The following is a 17,535-nucleotide window of genomic DNA, read 5'->3' on the forward strand; positions in this document are numbered from 1 at the left end:
AGCGCGACGGCCGATGCCGCGGGCGCCGCCGCGCCGGGACGCTGGTGCCATGACCGACATCCCTGTCATCGAAGTCACCGATCTGCGCAAGTCCTACGGCGGCCGCGCGGTCGTCGACGGCGTCTCGTTCACCGTCCGCGAGGGCGAGATCTTCGGGATCCTCGGCCCGAACGGCGCCGGCAAGACCACCACCGTCGAGTGCGTCGAGGGCCTGCGCGTGCCCGACGCCGGGCGGGTCCGGGTCACCGGCCTCGACCCGGTCGCCGACCGCGAGCAGGTCGCCCGGGTGCTCGGCGCCCAGCTCCAGCAGAGCGAGCTGCAGCCCAAGCTCACCGTGCGCGAGGCCCTGGAGCTGTACGCCGCGTTCTACGACCGCCCGCTCGACTGGCGGCCGCTCGCCGAACGGCTCGGGCTCACGGAGAAGCTCACCACCCGCTTCGCCAAGCTGTCCGGCGGGCAGAAGCAGCGGCTGTTCATCGCGCTGGCCCTGATCGGCAACCCCCGGGTCGTCGTCCTGGACGAGCTGACCACGGGCCTGGACCCGCGCTCGCGCCGCGACACCTGGCAGCTGATCGAGGACGTCCGCGCGAGCGGGGTCACCGTCCTGCTGGTCACGCACTTCATGGAGGAGGCCCAGCGGCTGTGCGACCGGGTCGCGGTGATCGACCGGGGCCGCGTCGCCGCCCTCGACACCCCCGAAGGACTCATCCGCCGCTCGGCCGGCGCCACCGTCATCAGCTTCACCCCGTCCGCGCCGCTCGACGACAGCGCCCTCGCCGCGCTGCCCGCACTGGCCCGCGTCGAGCACAAGGACGGCCGCGTCACGCTCTCCGGCACCGACGAGACCGTCAACGCGGTCATCACCCTCCTCGCCCGCCACCACATCACCGCCCACCAGCTGCGCGTCACCGACGCCACGCTCGACGACGCGTTCCTGGACCTGACGGAGGCCGCCCGATGAACGCCCTGAACCCCGCCGTGCTGCGCACCGAGATCCGGCTGTTCCGCCGCGAACCCGCCGCGCTCTTCTGGATCCTGCTCTTCCCGGCCCTGCTGCTGGCGATCCTCGGGTCCGTCCCGTCCTTCCGGCACCCCGACGCCTCCCTCGGCGGGCTGCGCACGGTGGACGTCTACGTGCCCGTGACCGTGCTGCTCGGCCTGATCGTCGGCGGCGTGCAGAGCCTGCCGCAGACGGTCACCGGCTACCGGGAGCGCGGCATCCTGCGCCGCATGTCCGCCACGCCCGTGCGCCCGGCGGCCCTGCTCGCCGCCCACATGCTGGTGTACGGCGGCGCCGCCCTGCTCTCCGCGCTGCTCGCCCTCGCCGTCGGCCGGATCGCCCTCGACGTGGCCCTGCCCCGGCAGGCCGCCGGATACCTGCTCGCCCTGCTGCTGGCCACCGCGGCCGGCCTCGCGCTGGGCTCGGTGGTCACCGCGCTGTCCCGCACCACGAAGATCGCGAGCGCCATCGGCTCGGCCGTGTTCTTCCCGATGATGTTCTGCGCCGGTGTCTGGGTGCCGGTGCAGGCCATGCCGCACCTCCTGGCCCGGATCGTCGGCTGGACCCCGTTCGGCGCCGCCGCGCAGGCACTGAACCAGGCCGCCGCCGGTAACTGGCCGGGCTGGGGCCACCTCGGGGTGCTCGCCGCCTGGACGGTGCTGCTGACCGGCGCGGCCGTGCGCTGGTTCCGCTGGGAGTAGGAGACGGCATGCGCGAGCGAGCGGGCGGTCCGGCTCCAGGGGAAGACGGCGGTCGTATGCCGGGGGGAGCGGGTGGCCGTATGCAGACTGGGGGGATGGTCGCCAAGGACACGCAGCTCGAACAGCGGTGGGACCAGTTCCACCGCTGGGGCCCGTACGGGATGCTCGGCATCGCCACGCTCATCGCGGTGGCCACCCAGAACATCATGGCCGGGCCGGGCCGGCGGTACGCGGCCGCCGCGCTCGTCGGAGCCGCGCTGGTGCTCCACGTGTACTGGGACCTGCGCCCGCACACTCCCGTCACCGGATCCGGACGCCGCCGCCGGACCCCCTCCCGCGCCGGGACGGTGTTCTACGCGGTGCGCTGGGCGATCGCCTTCGCGCTCACCTGGCTCAACCCCTTCTTCGCCCTGTACGCCGTCACCGGATACTTCGACGCCGACGAGCTGATCCCCGGACGCCGCCGGCACCGCATCGGCCTGTTCGCCACGTCCGTCACGCTGGCCGGTTCGCAGTCCGGCGGGCTCCCCCTGAAGAACGCCTCGCAGTGGGGCGTGTTCTTCGGGATGCTGGTGGTCAACAACGTGCTGTGGATGGTCGTCGGCCACCTCACCCACCAGGAGGAGGAGCGTTCGAGGGCCCGCGCCGACACCATCGTCGAACTGGAACGCACCAACGCCGCGCTCCAGCAGGCCCTCGACGAGAACGCCGCGCTGCACGCCCAGCTGCTCGTCCAGGCCCGTGAGGCGGGCGTCGCCGACGAGCGCCGGCGGCTGGCCGCCGAGATCCACGACACCCTCGCCCAGGGACTGACCGGCATCATCGCCCAGCTCCAGGTCGTCGTGAACACCCCCGACCCCGACCTGGCCCGCGATCACACCGTGCGTGCGATGGACCTGGCCCGGCACAGCCTGGGCGAGGCCCGCCGCTCCGTGCACAACCTGGCCCCCGCCGCCCTCGACCGCGACGAGCTGCCCGAGGCGCTGAAGAAGACCGTCGCAGCCTGGGGGGAACGCACCGGTGTCCGCGCCGACTTCACCGTCACCGGCACCGCCGAGCAACTGCACGCCGAGGTCTCCGCCACGCTGCTGCGCATCGCCGAGGAGGCCCTCGCCAACACCGCCCGGCACGCGGACGCGACCCGCGCCGGGGTCACCCTGTCCTTCATGGGCGACGAGGTCGTCCTCGACATCCGCGACGACGGCCGCGGCTTCGACCCGCTCGCCCTGCCCGAGCGCAGCAGCGCCGGCGGCTTCGGACTCGGCGGCATGCGCGCCCGCGCCGAACGCATCGCCGGCTCCCTCACGGTGGAGACCGAACCGGGGTACGGCACGGCCCTGTCGGCTCGCGTACCGTTGGTCCGCCATGACCGATGAGACGACCGTTTCGCTGCTGATCGTCGACGACCATCCCGTCGTACGGGACGGACTGCGCGGCATGTTCGCCTCCGCCCCCGGTTTCACCGTCCTCGGCGAGGCCGCGAACGGCGTGCAGGCCGTCGAGCGGGCCGCCGCCCTCGACCCGGACGTGATCCTGATGGACCTGCGGATGCCGGGCGGCGGCGGGGTGGACGCCATCCGGGAGCTCACCCGGCGCGGCGCCCGCGCCCGGGTGCTCGTGCTGACGACGTACGACACCGACTCCGACACACTGCCCGCGATCGAGGCCGGCGCGACCGGCTATCTGCTCAAGGACGCGCCCCGCGAGGAGCTGTTCACCGCGGTCCGGGCCGCCGCCGAGGGCCGCACGGTGCTCTCCCCGGCCGTGGCCTCCCGCCTGGTCTCGGCGGTCCGCGCGCCCAAGTCTCCCGGCAACGAGCCGCTGTCCGCCCGCGAGCGGGAGGTGCTGGCGCTGGTCGCCAAGGGCACCTCCAACAAGGAGATCGCCCGCGAGCTGTTCATCAGCGAGGCCACGGTGAAGACCCACCTCACCCACCTGTACGCCAAGCTCGGCGTCAACGACCGCGCGGCAGCGGTGGCGGTGGCCTACGACCGGGGGATTCTGGGTTAGCCGGGGTACGGCAGCAGGGTCGCGTTCACCTTCTCCCAGGCCGCCCTCAGCTCCGCGAGCAGCTGCGGCCGGTCGGGAGCCAGGTCGGCCTGTTCGCGGGCGTCCGCCGCGAGGTCGAAGAGGTGGTCCCTGCCGTCGGCGTCCCGGTAGTACTTGAGGTCCCCGCGCCGTAGGGCCCGGTTGCCCCGCACCCGCCAGAACAGGTCGCGCTCCGGCACCCGTTCGCCGCGCAGCAGATAACCGGCCAGACTGTGGCCGTCCAGCGGGTACGCCGGGTCGGGGCGGGCGCCGGCCAGCTCCAGCAGGGTCGCCGTCCAGTCCGGCGTGTACACGGGGACATGGCTGACCTGCCGGCCGTCGATGCGGGCCGGCCAGCGCAGGATCGTCGGCACCCGGATGCCGCCCTCCAGCAGCGAGGCCTTCTCGCCGCTGAGCGGCCAGAGGTAGGAGAAGCGCTCTCCGCCGTTGTCGGAGGAGAACACCACGATCGTGTTCTCCTCCTGCCCGGAGCGGCGCAGCGCGGCCAGCACCTCGCCGACGGCCCGGTCCAGGCTCTGCACCATCTCCGTGTACTTCTCCACCGAGCCGCCGTCGTTGTGCAGCAGCGCGCCGAGCACGTTGCCGGCGCGGACCTTCGCGGCGATCTCGGCTGCGGTCTCCGCGTCGTCCTCGGTGAGCCACGGCCAGTGCGGGGTGGTGAAGTTGAGGTTCAGCAGCCACGGCTGCTCGTGGGGCCGGCCGACGTACTCCACGGCCCGCTCGGTCAGCACGGTCGTGTAGTACCGCAGGTCCTTGTACTCGGCGTCGCCCTCGTACAGGTCGTAGTCGCCGAGCTGGCCCAGCTTGGAGAAGTACTCCAGGGCGCCGCCGAAGTTGCCGAAGAACTCGTCCCAGCCGGACTTGGTGGGGCTGTAGTCGGGCAGCCAGCCACAGTGCCACTTGCCGATCAGCGCGGTGGAGTACCCCGCCTTCTTCAGCAGCGAGGCGAGCGTCGGATGGCTGGGGTCCAGTCCCTGGCTGCGGTTGGCGATGGGCTCGGCGAGCCCGCCCTTGGTACGGCCCGGGAAGCGGCCCGTGTACAGGCTGAACCGGGTCGGGGAGCAGGTCGCGGAGCCGGAGTAGGCGTCGGTGAACCGCACGCCCTGCGCGGCGAGCCGGTCCAGGTTCGGGGTCTTGATGTGCGGGGCGCCGTAGACGGACAGATCGGCCCAGCCGAGGTCGTCGGCGAAGACGAAGAGGATGTTGGGGCGCTTGCCGGGGCGGGTGTGCGCGCGGTCACGGGCACGGAAGAGGCGCTCGGCGGGAACGGCGGCTTCGGCGGCGGCCGTACCGGCGACGGCCGTCGCGGCGCCGCCGCCGAGCAGGCCGGTGAAGGCACGGCGGGATATGGCAGACATTTCGGATCCTCGGAGGCGGCCGTGCCCCAGGACGGGCACGGCGAGGGAGGGAAGGAAGGCAGGGGGAGGGCGGAGGCCGAGCCTCAGCTACAGATCGCGCTGGCCTGACGGCACAGGTCGACATGCCGCCGCGCCACGAGCGCGACGCGCACGGCTGTGCGGACAGCGGAGAGCCTCATGATCAGGGACGGTGCCAGGGCCTCCCGTCGGCGTCAACACGCTGACGCGTGCGGAGGAGCGGTTTCACACGGCGTTCATGCACCGGAGTCCACGCACGAAGAAACCCCGCCGGGTTCGATACCCGGCGGGGTGCCCGCCTCCGCGGAGTGACGGCCAAGAAGGCCGTCGTTACTCCAGACTCTCGGCGAGTTCGATCCAGTCGCTCACTTGCTTCTCCCAGTGGGCGGGATCAGCGCTCTCCAGGAATCCGGCGGCCGCCCATCGGTCCCACAGGCCATCCGGGGCCAGCAACCCCTGCGAAGCCCGGGAGCCCAGTCGCTTCTCGATGAAGAGCAGGGCGCCCAGGTACCACGGTTGTTCTCCCCGGCTCTCCGGGTCCGCCAGAGCGTGTTGCAGGTGGTCGTACAACGCCGAAGCGTCGGTCGGACGGCACAGCCGGGCGAGGGCGAAGGAGATCCCTTTGCCGACGTGCCGGATGCCGCCTCCCCGCAGACGCTCGTGTACTGCCTGCCGGTACTCGGACCGCCGCCCGAATCCGATGAGCCAGTACGCGGTGAGGACCTCACGCCAGTCACCCTCGAGCAACTGGTTCAGCTCGTCCGCCGAGATGCGCCGGCTGTCCTCCATCAAGGCTTCGCCGAAGCGGGCTCTCTCGGCGGGGGCGCTTCTCATGAAACTGACGGAGAGGAGCCTTTTGTACCTGTTTCCAGGCAGGCAATAGCGTGCGAACACTCCACCTGATCCGGTGTCGGGCACCTGAAGACTCCTCTCCGCTCATGGACCGCTCACCTGTCAGGGAGACCGGAACGGTCCCCACTCACAGCTGACCTCACAACCTGTCACGCGGCCCTCGATGAGGATTTCCAACTCTTCGAGTCCTCGATCGCCGGCCACTGTCATGCGACTGGGATCGATCGCACTTCGTGGAATGCGCAGTACCAGGGCGCCCCTGCTACCGAACTCCTCCGAGAACTCACGAGCCGTCTCCAGGTCGGGCGACCACGAGGTGAAGACGCTTTCCGTGTCGTCACCCGAGTGGGCCACGGGGTCACTGTGACCGCCGCGGGGTTCCGCGACACCGGCCTTCGCTTCCTCCAGCTTGTAATGGTTGTTCGTGATGCCCCGGTAGAGGTACTCACCATCGGAGTCGGTGAGTTCCGCGGCGCGATCGAACACATCGTCCGGCGTCGGATTGCAGTTGTGCACCAGGACAGATGTCGATCCGGCCAGCACATAGTACGTGTGGAGATCGGACACCGTCAGGTTGTGCACCGTGGCGCCATGGGCCGTCCACCGCTCCACGGTGGCGACCTGGACGAGCGTGCCCGCGCTGGTCTCGAGCCAATCGCCGGCCTTCAGGTCCGTCGCGTCGACCCACCTGCGCAGTTCGGGAACCCAGAAGGGGTGACCGTCTGTCGCGGTGACCTGAGCGGTCTTCCGGCCCTTCGTGCCGTCGACGTCGACCGTGACCCTGACCAGGTGCTTCAGGCCCTGGCCCTTGATCTCGGCCGTGACCGTCTCGATCCGGGTCTCGCCCGTCTTCGCGTCGGTGGCGACGACCTTGTCACCGGTCTTGACCTGCTCGATCGGCTTCGTGCTGCCGTCGGCCATGAGCACCTTGGTGCCGGGCACGAAGCTGTTGCTGATCGGGCAGGAGCCGCCGCTGCCGCCTCCGTCGGCCTTCCCCGAGCCGCCGCTGCCGCTGGATCCCCCGTGACTCTTGGAGGATCCGCCGGACTTGCCGCCGGGCTTGGAGCCGCTGCCGCCCCCGCCCTTGCCGCCGCCACCGCGGGTGTGGGACGACACCTTCGGGGCCGCCTTGGCCTGCGCCTGCTTGTGGACGCGGTTACCGGTCTTCCTGCTGGCCTCCAGCGCCTTGTCGGCGGTTCTCTTGGCTGCTTCGGCCGCTCTCTTCTTCGCTCGTTGCGCCGCGAGTTTCTTGGCGCGTTCGATGGCGAGTTTCTTCGCTCTCAGCGCTGCCCGTTCGGCTGCCTTGGCGGCCTTGAGGACGATCTCGGCTGCCTTCTTGGCCGCGCGGAAGGATTCGACGGCCTTGATGGTGCGCTTGACGGCCTTGATGACGGACGGGATCTTGCCCAGCTTGGTCCACGGGATGGCGTCGACCGCGATGCTGATGCAGGACCACATGTCGCCGCCGAAGCAGGCGATGGCGTCGTTGATGCCGATGAAGTCCTTCAGCGTCTCCCACGCCACGGCGAGGATGACGGACGTCATGGACTTGCCCTGCATGGCCTGCGCCTGTGCGACCTGGGCCGCGGACAGTCCCGCGCCCGCGAGGGCAGCGGCCCGCTCGGAAGCAGTCAGCGCGATCGACGCACCCGACGGGTCGGAGAACGTCACCGGGTTGTTGTGCGCGTAGGCGTACCCGTTGGACTGCAACAGATCGTTGAGGTCCAGCACCGGGTCGGCGGACAGGAAGCGTCCCACCACCGGGTCGTACAGACGTGCACCCAGCGGCACGAAGCCCGAGGTGTCGTCGTTGGGTGCGCCGAGGAACCCGGTGTGTGTCTGCAGGTTGACGCCGGCCGTGTCGGTACCGCGCTGGTTGCCGAACGGGTCCTGCTTACGGATCCGCACCGGCATGCCGCCGTCGAGAGCGACTTCGGCATACGTGCTGCCCTGGTGATCACCTGTGATGGCGACCAGCTTCTCGCCGCCGGTGCCGTAGGCGTAGCGCATGACCGCGCCGCCCGGGGCGGAGTAGGTGCGCTGGGAGTTGACCAGCACACCGCCCTGCTGGACGGTCACCTCGGCCTCGCCCAGGGTCAGCGTGGCCTGCTTGCCCTTGATGGTCAGCAGGCGGGAGCCGTCGGGACCGTAGATGTAGCGGGTGTCGTTCTGCGGCGCCCACAGCTGCTCCGCCTTCGTGCCGTCACAGGTGGCGAGCACGATCGGGGTCGAGCTGGCGGAATTGGCGCCTTGGACCGCCAGGCACAGGCCCGACGCCACGTGGGTCAGCTGGCCCGAGGCGTTGCGCTTGAGCTCCTGACCGGCCGAACCGTCGCACTTCTGGATCTGGACAGCCGCCCCGGCGGTGTTACCGACGGGCTGGACGCACCACTTGTCGTAGACGTTCAGCGTGCCCTGGTCGGGGTTGGTGCCGCCCGGGGTCTGGCTGAAGCGCCAGTTCTGCGCGGGCGAGCCGTTGCAGCCGTACAGCTGGATGGCTGTGCCGGCGACCGCGAGGCCGCTCTTCAGGTCCAGGCACTTGTCGGCGAGACCCACGTACGGGGTCTTGCCGCCGGAACCAGCGCCCTTGATCCGTTCGATCTGCCCGTCATACCCCCAGGTGAGTTCCTGCTTGTCACCGTTCTGGAGGGAGGTGATGGTCTTGGTCTCGCCGGTGAGCTCGTACAGACGCTCCGCCTCGGCCTTGACCTGCGCGCCGGCCGGCGTGGTGTAGGTCTTGGACACCTTGGTCAGCGTGTGCGGCTGGGAGCCGTCGGCCTTGCCGTAGGCGTAGGTGGTGGTGGCGTCCTTGGCGGTGTTACCGCCGAGGTCCTTCTCGGTCAGCTGCTTGCGGTTGCCGAGGAGGTCGTACTCGTACTCCTGCCAGTAGCCGGAGTTGTCCTTGCCGGCCGCCACGTTCAGCGTGCCGTCGGTGTTCTTCGGGGCGGTGCAGGTGGACTGGTCCTTGGAGGTCCAGGCCGACTTCAGCTCGCCCAGCGGGTTGTAGACGAAGCACTGGCGCTCGTCGATGCCGGTCGCCGACTCCTTGATGGAGGTGACGTTGCCGGACGGGTCGTAGGTGTACGACCGCTTGGAGACCAGGTTGCCCGAGACGAGGGACTGGTCGTCGCTCTTCTCGCGGTAGACCTGCTGGTCCTTCAGCTCACCACTGGACTCGTCGTACGTCGACTGGGTCCAGACCCGGTAGGGCTGGGCACCGAGCGTGGAGCGCAGCACCTGGCCGTAGGGGTCGTAGACCGTCTCGGAGCCGTACCAGTCCTTGCCGGAGATCGAGAGCGGCTTGCCGTCCTTGTTGTACCGGACGACCAGCTTCTCGGAGGCGAGCTTGCCGACCTTCGGCACGGTCGACTCCTCCAGCATGCCGTTGTCGGCGTACTTGTAGGAGTACGTGTAGGAGGAGTCCAGACCCCAGGTGGAGGCCAGGGTTGTGGGAAGAGTCAGCGTGGTCGAGGTCGGCTGGTAGTCCTTGGTGTAGCCGTCGACCTGCTGGGTGTAGGCCTCACCGTCGGTGTAGCGCGTGGCGGTGTAGGGCATGCCCTTGCCGCCGGGCGCCAGGTCGTAGGTCAGATTGGCCAGGAGCGTGCCGGAGGCGTTGTTCAGGCGCTGCTCCGTGGGCCGCGACAGCTGGTCGTAGCTGTTCCACACCGTGACGCCACGGTCGTTGGTGGTGGTGAGCACACGGTCGTGACTGTCGTACGTGGACTTGGTCGTGCCCGAGTCCGGATCGGTGGCGGTTTCCGTCCGACCGCGGTGGTCGTAGGTCCACGTCCATGGGTGGGCCTTGTCGACCGAGTTGTACGCCTTCACCATCTGGCCGCTGGCGTCGTACTCGTAGTTCATCGACGTGAGGCCGCCGGGTGCGTCCGGGTTGAAGGTGTCGACGCGCTGGGTGCGGCCGAGGGCGTCGGTGTAGACGCGGTAGTCGGACGTGCCCTGCGGGTTGTCGACCTTCGACCAGTCCAGGCCGTACTCGTACTTGGTGGCCCGCTCCGGGACCTCCTTGGACTGCGTCTCGCCCGTCAGCGGGTCCGTGACCTTGAGGACAGGGGTCTCCTGCAGCACGCGGCCGGAGCCGTCGTAGGTGTAGCGCGTGATGTTGGGGACCTGGGTGTCGGCTTCCGGGGAGAACAGCTCGCCGGGCTTGGAGTCGTAGGTCAGGTAGGCGTTGTTGGTCTGCCAGACCTCACCGGAGCTGTTGTACAGCGTGTCGGTGATCAGCCAGCCGCCGCCGTCCGCCTCATCCTGCTGCTGGCGCTCGCGGCCGAGGCCGTCGTAGACGGTGACGGAGGTGTCGATCTTGTCGTTGTAGCCGCGGGTGTAGGTGGTGACGTAGGACGGCTTGCGGTCCTGGCCCTCCACGTACGGCGGCACCGTGTAGACGGCCCGGAAGTCCGGCACCGCGGTGTCGGACGGTGCACGGTCCGCGGCCCAGGCCTTCTCGAGCCGGCCCAGCGGGTCGAACTCCGCCTGCGTGACATGACCATTGGCGTCGACCGTCTTGGTCGTAGTGCCCCGGCCGGGCTCGATCTCACGCGACTCCGAGTGGCCGACCGCGTTCGTGTCGGTCACCTTGAAAACCTGGCCGGAAGTCGGCTCGTAGGTGATCAGGCTGAGGGTTTTGTGGTCCTGGTCCGTCGTGCGGGTGACGCGGCCGATGGCGTCGAACTCGGTGGTGCCGTCGGACTGCCAGCCGGTACCGGTGCCGTTGATCGTCCAGGTCTCGGACGCCTCGCCCTTGGTGGTGTCGGCGAGCGCGACCCCGTAGCCCTGGCCGTCGTACGCCGTACGAGTGCCACCGCTCAGGGTGGACAGGTCCGAGAAATTGGCCGCGGCGCACGTCGTGGGCGAGATCAGCACCTGCTTGGACAGGCCGATGATGTTCTTCGCGGTGTTGTGGATGTACTCGGACTTGGTGCACGACTCGTCGCCGGTCTTGCCCGTGTCGCCGAGGGACTCCACCAGGACGGGCAGACCATAGGTCGGCTCGTAGGTGGTGTGGGTCTTGACCACGCGTTCGGTGCGGGTGTCGTCGCTGTTGGTGCCGGACGACTTGGTGTAGGCGATCTCGTCGGGCTCCGTCACGCGCCAGGCGCGCAGTGGGTCGAGGCCGTCGTCGCGGTCGCGGTGGGCCAGTTCGGTGGCCTCCGGGACGGTGATCGAGCGGGACACCCAGTCGGTGTCGGCGTCGGTGGCGTTGTCGTAGTCGAGCTCTTCGGCGATGCGGCCGGCGAAGGCCTCGCGGTCCTTGGCGATCTCGGTGCCGGTGATGTCCTTCACCGGCACGGTGTCACCCATGCCGCGGAAGAAGCGCGTCACCGCCTTGGAGCGCTTGGAGCCGATCGACGCGTCGTCGGTGCCGGTGATCACCGTGGTCTGCTCGACACCCGCGAACTGCGAGTACGTCCGCGTGGACTTCTTGGTGAACTCCTGGTCGGCGAGCTTCCAGCCCGGGTTCTTGTAGACGTACGCCGTCTTCGTCGCGAACGCGCCGTCGACGTTGGGGAGTTCCTCGATGGAGTCCACCACGTACTTGTGGAACCAGTCGATGTCCTCGACCTCAGGATCCGGCGCCCAGAAGGAGGGGTAGCACAGCCGGGTGTTGGACTTCAGGCCCGCGGTGTCCTTCTTGTCCGGCAGGTTGGTGCCGGTGGCGCAGTCACCCTCGGGCTTCTTGTACGTGACGACGGTCTCGCCGCCGTACTCGTTGATGACGCGGGCGATCCGCAGGCGGGAGAAACCGGGCCGCGGGTCGTTCGGGCGCATCACCCGGTTGGGCATGTCCTCGGCGTTGGACTCGAAGCGCACCGCGTTCATGGTGACACTGCGGTCCGTGCTGCCGTTGCGGGCGTAGCCGGTGCGCTGCACCGACTCCAGCCACAGCGCCGTGTTCGGACCGGTCTTCAAAACGGGGAAGCTCTGGGTGAGCGCGTAGCGGTCCACGACCTGGCGGGCGGTGGTGTCCGTGCGGCGCTGCGCGGAGGTCTGGATCTGGGTGAGGCGCTTGCGGCTCCAGAACGAGGGGCCGGCGTTCCAGCACTTCGTCTTGTAGGTGGAGGTGACCTGCTTGCAGTTCAGGTCGGCCGGGGTGTCGTACCAGATGCGGTACTTGCCCGGGTCCTTGTCCTCGAAGTTGGCGTCCGAGCAGGTCAGGGTGCCCTCGGTGAGGCAGCGCTCGGCGACGGTGAAGTTCACCCGGGCCGGAGCGGTCGCGGAGAAGAGGGTGTCCTTGCGCTGGCCGTAGTCGATGTGGTCCAGCCAGCCGTCACGGTCGTAGACGACCGGCGCCTTGAAGTCGAAGTTACGGGCGTAGTAGTTCTGCGCCTTCTTCCACCACAGGGACATCGCGTTGCCGTGGATGTCCTCGACGTAGTCCAGGCTCCACCGCCAGCCCTGGGTGCACCACGAGTGGGCCCAGTCACCGGCCTTGTAGCAGTCCTCGCCCTCGTGGTTGCCGTAGACGGGGACGGTGAGGACGGAGTCGGTCGTCGGCTGCCCGGACGCCCAGCCCGGCAGCTTGTTCATGCCGAAGTAGTAGCGGGTGCCGTCCTTGGTGGTGACCACCCAGTACTCGCCCTTGTAGGCGCCGTTGGCGTTGTCCGTGTCGGTGAGGCGCTCGATCTTCGAGCCGTCACCGTTGGCGGTGAACCACTTGCCCTGGTCCTTGTCCCAGACCAGCTCGGTGGTCATCCCGCCCAGCGACAGGGTCGCGTTCATCGACCCCCAGCACAGGTCCGCCGTGCGGTGGGTCTTGTTGTTCGACCCCTCCTTCTTGGAGTCCTCACGGCAGTTGGCGTAGGTGCGGGTGATCGAACCGGGGTTGTAGTCCCAGCCGTCACCGATCCAGGAGGCCTGGTTGTTCGTCGCCGAGGTACGGCCGTCCACCGACTGCGACGAGTAGCCCAGGGAGATCTTCGGCATCAGACCGCCGGCGGTCTCCGGCACCTGCACGTCATACGAGTAGGTGAACGCGCCGGAAGAAGAACCCGCGGCCCAGGAACCGGAGGACAGCAGCGGGGACGCGGTGAAGTCACCCGACGCGGACGCTCCGGTGTCCATCGCGCCGATGACCTGCGGACCCGAGGCGTCGACGACCGGCAGCACGTCGGTGCTCTTGTACGACGCGGTACGAGCCGACGTCTTCGACGCGGTCGTCGTCCCGGCGTCGCCGCCCAGCAGGTCCCGGACCGGCACCGAACCGGTCAGGATCTTGCGGTGCTTGGCCTTTGCGGCAGCCTTGGTCTTCGTCGGCGCCTTGTCCGCGGCGACGACCTTCACCGAGGAGCGCAGCCGCTCGGGCTGCACGTCGGTCTTGCCGGACATGGTGGTCGTGCCCGCGTCGGTGGCGCAGTCACCCGTGTCGGGTGAGTCCATCACACAGTTCGGCAGGAGGACCAGACCGAAGCGGTCCGCGGCCTGCGGGCCGTACAGGTCCGCGAAGCTCGTCGTGTCCACCGCGATGGAGACCTGCGCGGTCGGGTCGGCGTCGGCCGGCGGCGTGACCTTCATGATCATGCCGGAGACGTTCGCGTCCTGCGACGCCGTCGGCGCCGCCAGATCGACCTTCCACGTACCGTCGATCGCCGCCGGATCGGTACCCGCAGGCACCCCGACCGCGATCGGCAGGTCATCGACCGGGACCGTCGTACCCGGCGTGGCGTCCGCGGCGAGCGTGGCGACACCACTGTCCGCCGCCCACGGCGTGACCGCCGTCGGCGCATACGGATCGATGGGCACCTCGGGCGCCGTGGTGAGGTTCTTCTCCGCTTCCTCGTCCGCGTCCAGCGCGGTGGGCTTCGGCAGATCCGGGAGCTTGACCTCCTCCCGGTTCATCCCGGGACCCGGTATCGCCCAGGCCTCCGTACCGAGACTGCTCACCAACAAGGCCGTGGACAACAAAAGGACGGTCGCCGCGCGGCTTTGCCGGCGGCGCCGTCGTTGTGACTCCGTCGCCGCTGGGCGCCAACGCCCCAGCCACGACGGTGGACTTTGAGCGCGCATACGCGTCGACCCCACCAAGGCATGCGAAAAAAACGACAGATGGAATCCGCACCCTCTGTCATGACCCCCACACGCTTCAACAACGATCCGCGCAGGTTCCCCTAGTTGAAGTGATCTACGACACGGGACGAGAGTTGACGTGACGTCAGCTTTGAGGGACAAGTCGACAAAGAGGTGAAAGTCGTCGATACAGTCACACTCGAGGCGGCCAAAAGCCGCACATGAGGCATCGTCAAGTAATGCCCCAGGCCGTCCCATGTGATCGTCACAACTTCATAAATTCTTCATACGTGGACTGGCTGTGCCGAACGTGTGATGGTGTGCCGCGCCCATGCCCATCCGCCTGGTTCACACGGGAGTAGACCGCCGCCGTGTCCGCGCCGCATCGTTTTCTCAGCCCCTTCGTGCGCACGCGCACCAGGCTGGCTGCCACCCTCGGCCTCGTACTGGCCGCTCTGACCGCAGCTCTGTTGCCCTGGTGGCAACCCGACGAAGCCTCACCACCCGAGGCCGGCAGGGCCACCGACGCCCGTCCGGCCTCGACGGGCCCGCGTGACGAGAAGGCCGCGCAGGCCGAGGCCAGGCGGACCCGCAAGCAGGTCCTGATCGACACCGCGACCACCGCGACCTCGCAGACCTGGGCGCTGCCCGACGGCATGCTGCGCACGCGGATGACCGCGACGCCGGCCCGGGCGAAGACCGCGAACGGTGTGTGGGCTGCGATCGACAACCGGCTGCGCCGGGTGAAGAACGCCCCGCGCAACCTGGGTGTCCAGCCCGTCAACGCGGCCCAGCCGATCCGCTTCTCCAGCGGCACCAAGGCCGCCCACGCCGACCGCTCCTTCGCCCGCGCGCCCCTGGCGGAGGGCCAGGACACGGTGCTGGCCGAGGTCGACATCGCCGGCCACACCGTCGCGTACACCTGGCCCGGCGCCCTGCCCGAGCCGGTCCTGGACGGCCCGCGCGCCCTGTACTCCGAGGTCCTTCCCGGCGTCGACCTGCTGCTGGTGGCCCGCGAGGAGGGCGGCTTCGCCCAGCTGCTGATCGTGAAGGACAAGGAGGCCGCGCAGTCCAAGGCGCTGGCCACCCTCAACTACGGCCTGAAGTCCCAGACGGCCGTCTTCCACCACGATGCCGCCACCGGCCGCATCCTGGTCAGCGACAAGGCGGGCAAGGAACTCGGCTCGATCCCCACCCCGTTCGCGTGGGACTCCAACGGCCGCGACCCCGAGCTCGATGAGGGCAAGGGCACCCCTCACACCTCCACCGCCACCCCGGCCGATGTGCTGAAGCTGTCGGGTCTGTCGGGTATCGAGCCCGGCGCCCACAGCGCGCCGATGCCCGTGAAGCTGAACGGTGACGGCACCGGCAGCACGCGCCTCGACCTCAACGCCGCGGGCACGGGCCTGTTCACGAAGGCGGACACGAAGTACCCGGTCTTCGTCGACCCCACCCTGAACAGCGGTTGGCTGGCCTGGACGGTCGCCTACAAGCCGTATCCGAACTCCAGTTTCTGGAACGGCACCAACTTCTCCTCCGGCACCTCCGACGCCCGCGTCGGCTACGAGAACGAGACCGGTGGCACCGCCCGCTCCTTCTGGCGGATGAACTACAGCACCAGCCTGAAGGGCGCCACGATCTCCTCGGCGACCTTCAAGGTCCTCAACAACCACTCCTGGTCCTGCACGACCCGTGAGTTCCAGTTCGCGATCACCGGGGCGATCTCCTCGGGCACGACGTGGAACAAGCAGCCCAGCTGGTCGACCGTGCAGCAGAAGAAGTCCTTCGCACACGGCTGGTCGTCCACGTCCTGCCCGGACGACTACGAGGACTTCAACGTCAAGGACGCCGCGCAGAAGGGCGCCGACGGCGGCTGGTCGAACATCACCTTCGGCCTGCGGGCCACCAGCGAGTCCGACGTGCAGACCTGGCGCAAGTTCAAGGCCACCAGCGCCGTGATGGAGGTCGTCTACAACCGGCCGCCCTCCGAGCCCACCGCCGGCAAGACCACCCCCGGCGGCAACTGCTCCATCGGCGGATCCGGCCCCACCGTCGGCAAGACCAACATCGTGCTCTCCGCCAACGCCAAGGACCCCGACGGCAACCTGAGCAAGCTGCGCTTCCGCTTCTGGAAGACCGGCGGCACCGTGCCCTCGGGCACCCTGGTCACCCCGAACTCCAGCGGCACCGCCACCCTCACCATCCCCGCCACGTTCCCGCTGGAGGACAAGGCCACCTACTCCTGGGACGTACGCGCCGAGGACTCCGGCTCCCCGGCCCTGGTCTCCTCCTACTTCCCGCCCGGCTCCGACCCGTGCCGGCTGAACGTCGACGCCAGCGCGCCGCCGCAGCCCACCGTCGACAGCGACGTCTTCCCCGAGGCCACCCCCGACGGACAGACCTGGTCCACTGTGAAGTTCGGTGGCAAGGGCCCCGTGACCTTCACCTCTCAGGGCGCCTCGAAGTTCCGCTGGTCCATCGAGGGCAACAACCCGGTCGACGTGACCGCGTCGAACAACACCGCGACGCTGAGCACGTTCACTCCGGCGCACGCGGGGCCCAACACCCTGCAGGTGTATGCGTACGACGCCTCCGGCAACGCCAGCAAGCGCACCGACTACACCTTCTACGTCCCCCCGCGCGACACCGCCGACGGTCCGATGGACGCCACCGGTGACGCCAAGCCGGACCTGGTGATCGTCGACGCCAACGGCAACCTGCGCACCTGCGTCGGCGGTGACGACGGCGACCTGTACAACTGCCTGGTCGCCTCCTACGACGCCGACAAGAAGACCGACCCGGCCGGCCACTGGTTCGACGCCGCCACCGGCAAGGCCGCCCTGATCACGCACTACCAGGACGCCTACCCCGGCGACGGCTCCACCGACCTGTTCTCGGTCAGCCCCGACGGCCACTTCTACCTCTACCCCGGCGACGGCTACGGCAGCTTCGACGTCACCCAGCGCCTGGAGGTCCGCCTCCCCGCCAACGCCCCCGCGCCCTCGACGTGGACGCAGATCAAGGCCGTCGGCGACATCACCGGCGACAAGCTGCCCGACCTCGTCCTGCGGGCCGGCCCCGCGTTCTGGACCCTGTCCGGCTACACCGGCGCCACCTTCCAGACCGCCACCCTCATGGAGGGCACCGCCTGGGCCCGCCGTGAGATCGTCAACGTCGCCGACATCAGCGGCGACGGCACCCCGGACCTGCTCTGGCGCAACCTCGACAACGGCAACATGTACGACCGCCAGGGCAAGCCCGGCACCGTCGCCGGCAGCGTCGACCTGGAATCCCTCAAGGTCGCCGCCAACAGCCTCACCGGCAAGGACGAGGCCTACGGCACCAACTGGACCGACGTGAACGTCCCCACCGCCATCGGCATCCCCGACGTCAACAACGACGGCATCCCCGACATCTGGGCCCGCCTCGCATCCGACGGCTACACCCGGATCTACCACCCGTCCCGGACGAACACCAACGCACCCGTACGCGTCGTCCTCTCCGTCAACTGGAACACCATCAAGTCCTTCGGCTGACA

Annotated in this window: 9 protein-coding genes; 5 read left to right on the plus strand and 4 right to left on the minus strand. The window is 69.2% G+C overall.

The window, feature by feature from the left end; translation table 11 throughout:
* The first annotated feature begins 49 nt into the window (after positions 1-49).
* The 4 genes from ACZ64A_RS15345 (at position 50) to ACZ64A_RS15360 (ending at position 3,711) form a co-directional block, all read left to right on the plus strand.
* Positions 50-961, plus strand: coding sequence for an ABC transporter ATP-binding protein (locus tag ACZ64A_RS15345; RefSeq protein ID WP_469810704.1), 912 nt, complete (start codon positions 50-52; stop codon positions 959-961).
* A gap of 5 nt (positions 962-966) precedes the next feature.
* Entirely contained in the window at positions 967-1,701 is a 735-nt protein-coding gene (locus ACZ64A_RS15350; RefSeq protein WP_469810838.1) for an ABC transporter permease, read from the plus strand.
* Positions 1,702-1,796: 95 nt separating this feature from the next.
* The gene (locus tag ACZ64A_RS15355) at positions 1,797-3,077 is read left to right on the plus strand and encodes a sensor histidine kinase (protein WP_469810839.1); all 1,281 of its coding nucleotides are present in this window, start codon (positions 1,797-1,799) and stop codon (positions 3,075-3,077) included.
* Entirely contained in the window at positions 3,067-3,711 is a 645-nt protein-coding gene (locus tag ACZ64A_RS15360; RefSeq protein ID WP_469810706.1) for a response regulator, read from the plus strand. Before ACZ64A_RS15355 ends, ACZ64A_RS15360 begins: the two co-directional genes overlap by 11 nt.
* On the opposite strand, the gene ACZ64A_RS15365 is transcribed toward ACZ64A_RS15360, so the two are convergent.
* The 4 genes from ACZ64A_RS15365 to ACZ64A_RS15380 all read right to left on the minus strand — a co-directional run bounded on the left by ACZ64A_RS15365 (position 3,708) and on the right by ACZ64A_RS15380 (position 13,829).
* Complete coding sequence (locus ACZ64A_RS15365) at positions 3,708-5,108, minus strand: sulfatase family protein (protein WP_469810707.1); 1,401 nt, start codon at positions 5,106-5,108, stop codon at positions 3,708-3,710. The genes ACZ64A_RS15360 and ACZ64A_RS15365 overlap by 4 nt on opposite strands.
* Before the next feature lie 83 nt (positions 5,109-5,191).
* Positions 5,192-5,287 carry a putative leader peptide gene (locus ACZ64A_RS15370; RefSeq protein WP_469810708.1) on the minus strand — a complete coding sequence of 32 codons (96 nt, stop codon included), beginning with the start codon at positions 5,285-5,287 and terminating at the stop codon, positions 5,192-5,194.
* Between the two features lie 169 nt (positions 5,288-5,456).
* On the minus strand, positions 5,457-6,044 hold the full coding sequence (locus tag ACZ64A_RS15375) for a DUF6000 family protein (RefSeq protein ID WP_469810709.1): 588 nt from the start codon (positions 6,042-6,044) through the stop codon (positions 5,457-5,459).
* Positions 6,045-6,080: 36 nt separating this feature from the next.
* Positions 6,081-13,829: a ricin-type beta-trefoil lectin domain protein gene (locus ACZ64A_RS15380; RefSeq protein WP_469810710.1), complete on the minus strand. Its 7,749-nt coding sequence runs from the start codon at positions 13,827-13,829 to the stop codon at positions 6,081-6,083.
* 539 nt (positions 13,830-14,368) lie between these two features.
* Here ACZ64A_RS15380 and ACZ64A_RS15385 point away from each other — a divergent pair.
* Positions 14,369-17,533 carry a DNRLRE domain-containing protein gene (locus ACZ64A_RS15385; RefSeq protein WP_469810711.1) on the plus strand — a complete coding sequence of 1,055 codons (3,165 nt, stop codon included), beginning with the start codon at positions 14,369-14,371 and terminating at the stop codon, positions 17,531-17,533.
* Positions 17,534-17,535 lie beyond the last annotated feature (2 nt).

This window comes from Streptomyces sp. NPDC104814, assembly GCF_055583185.1.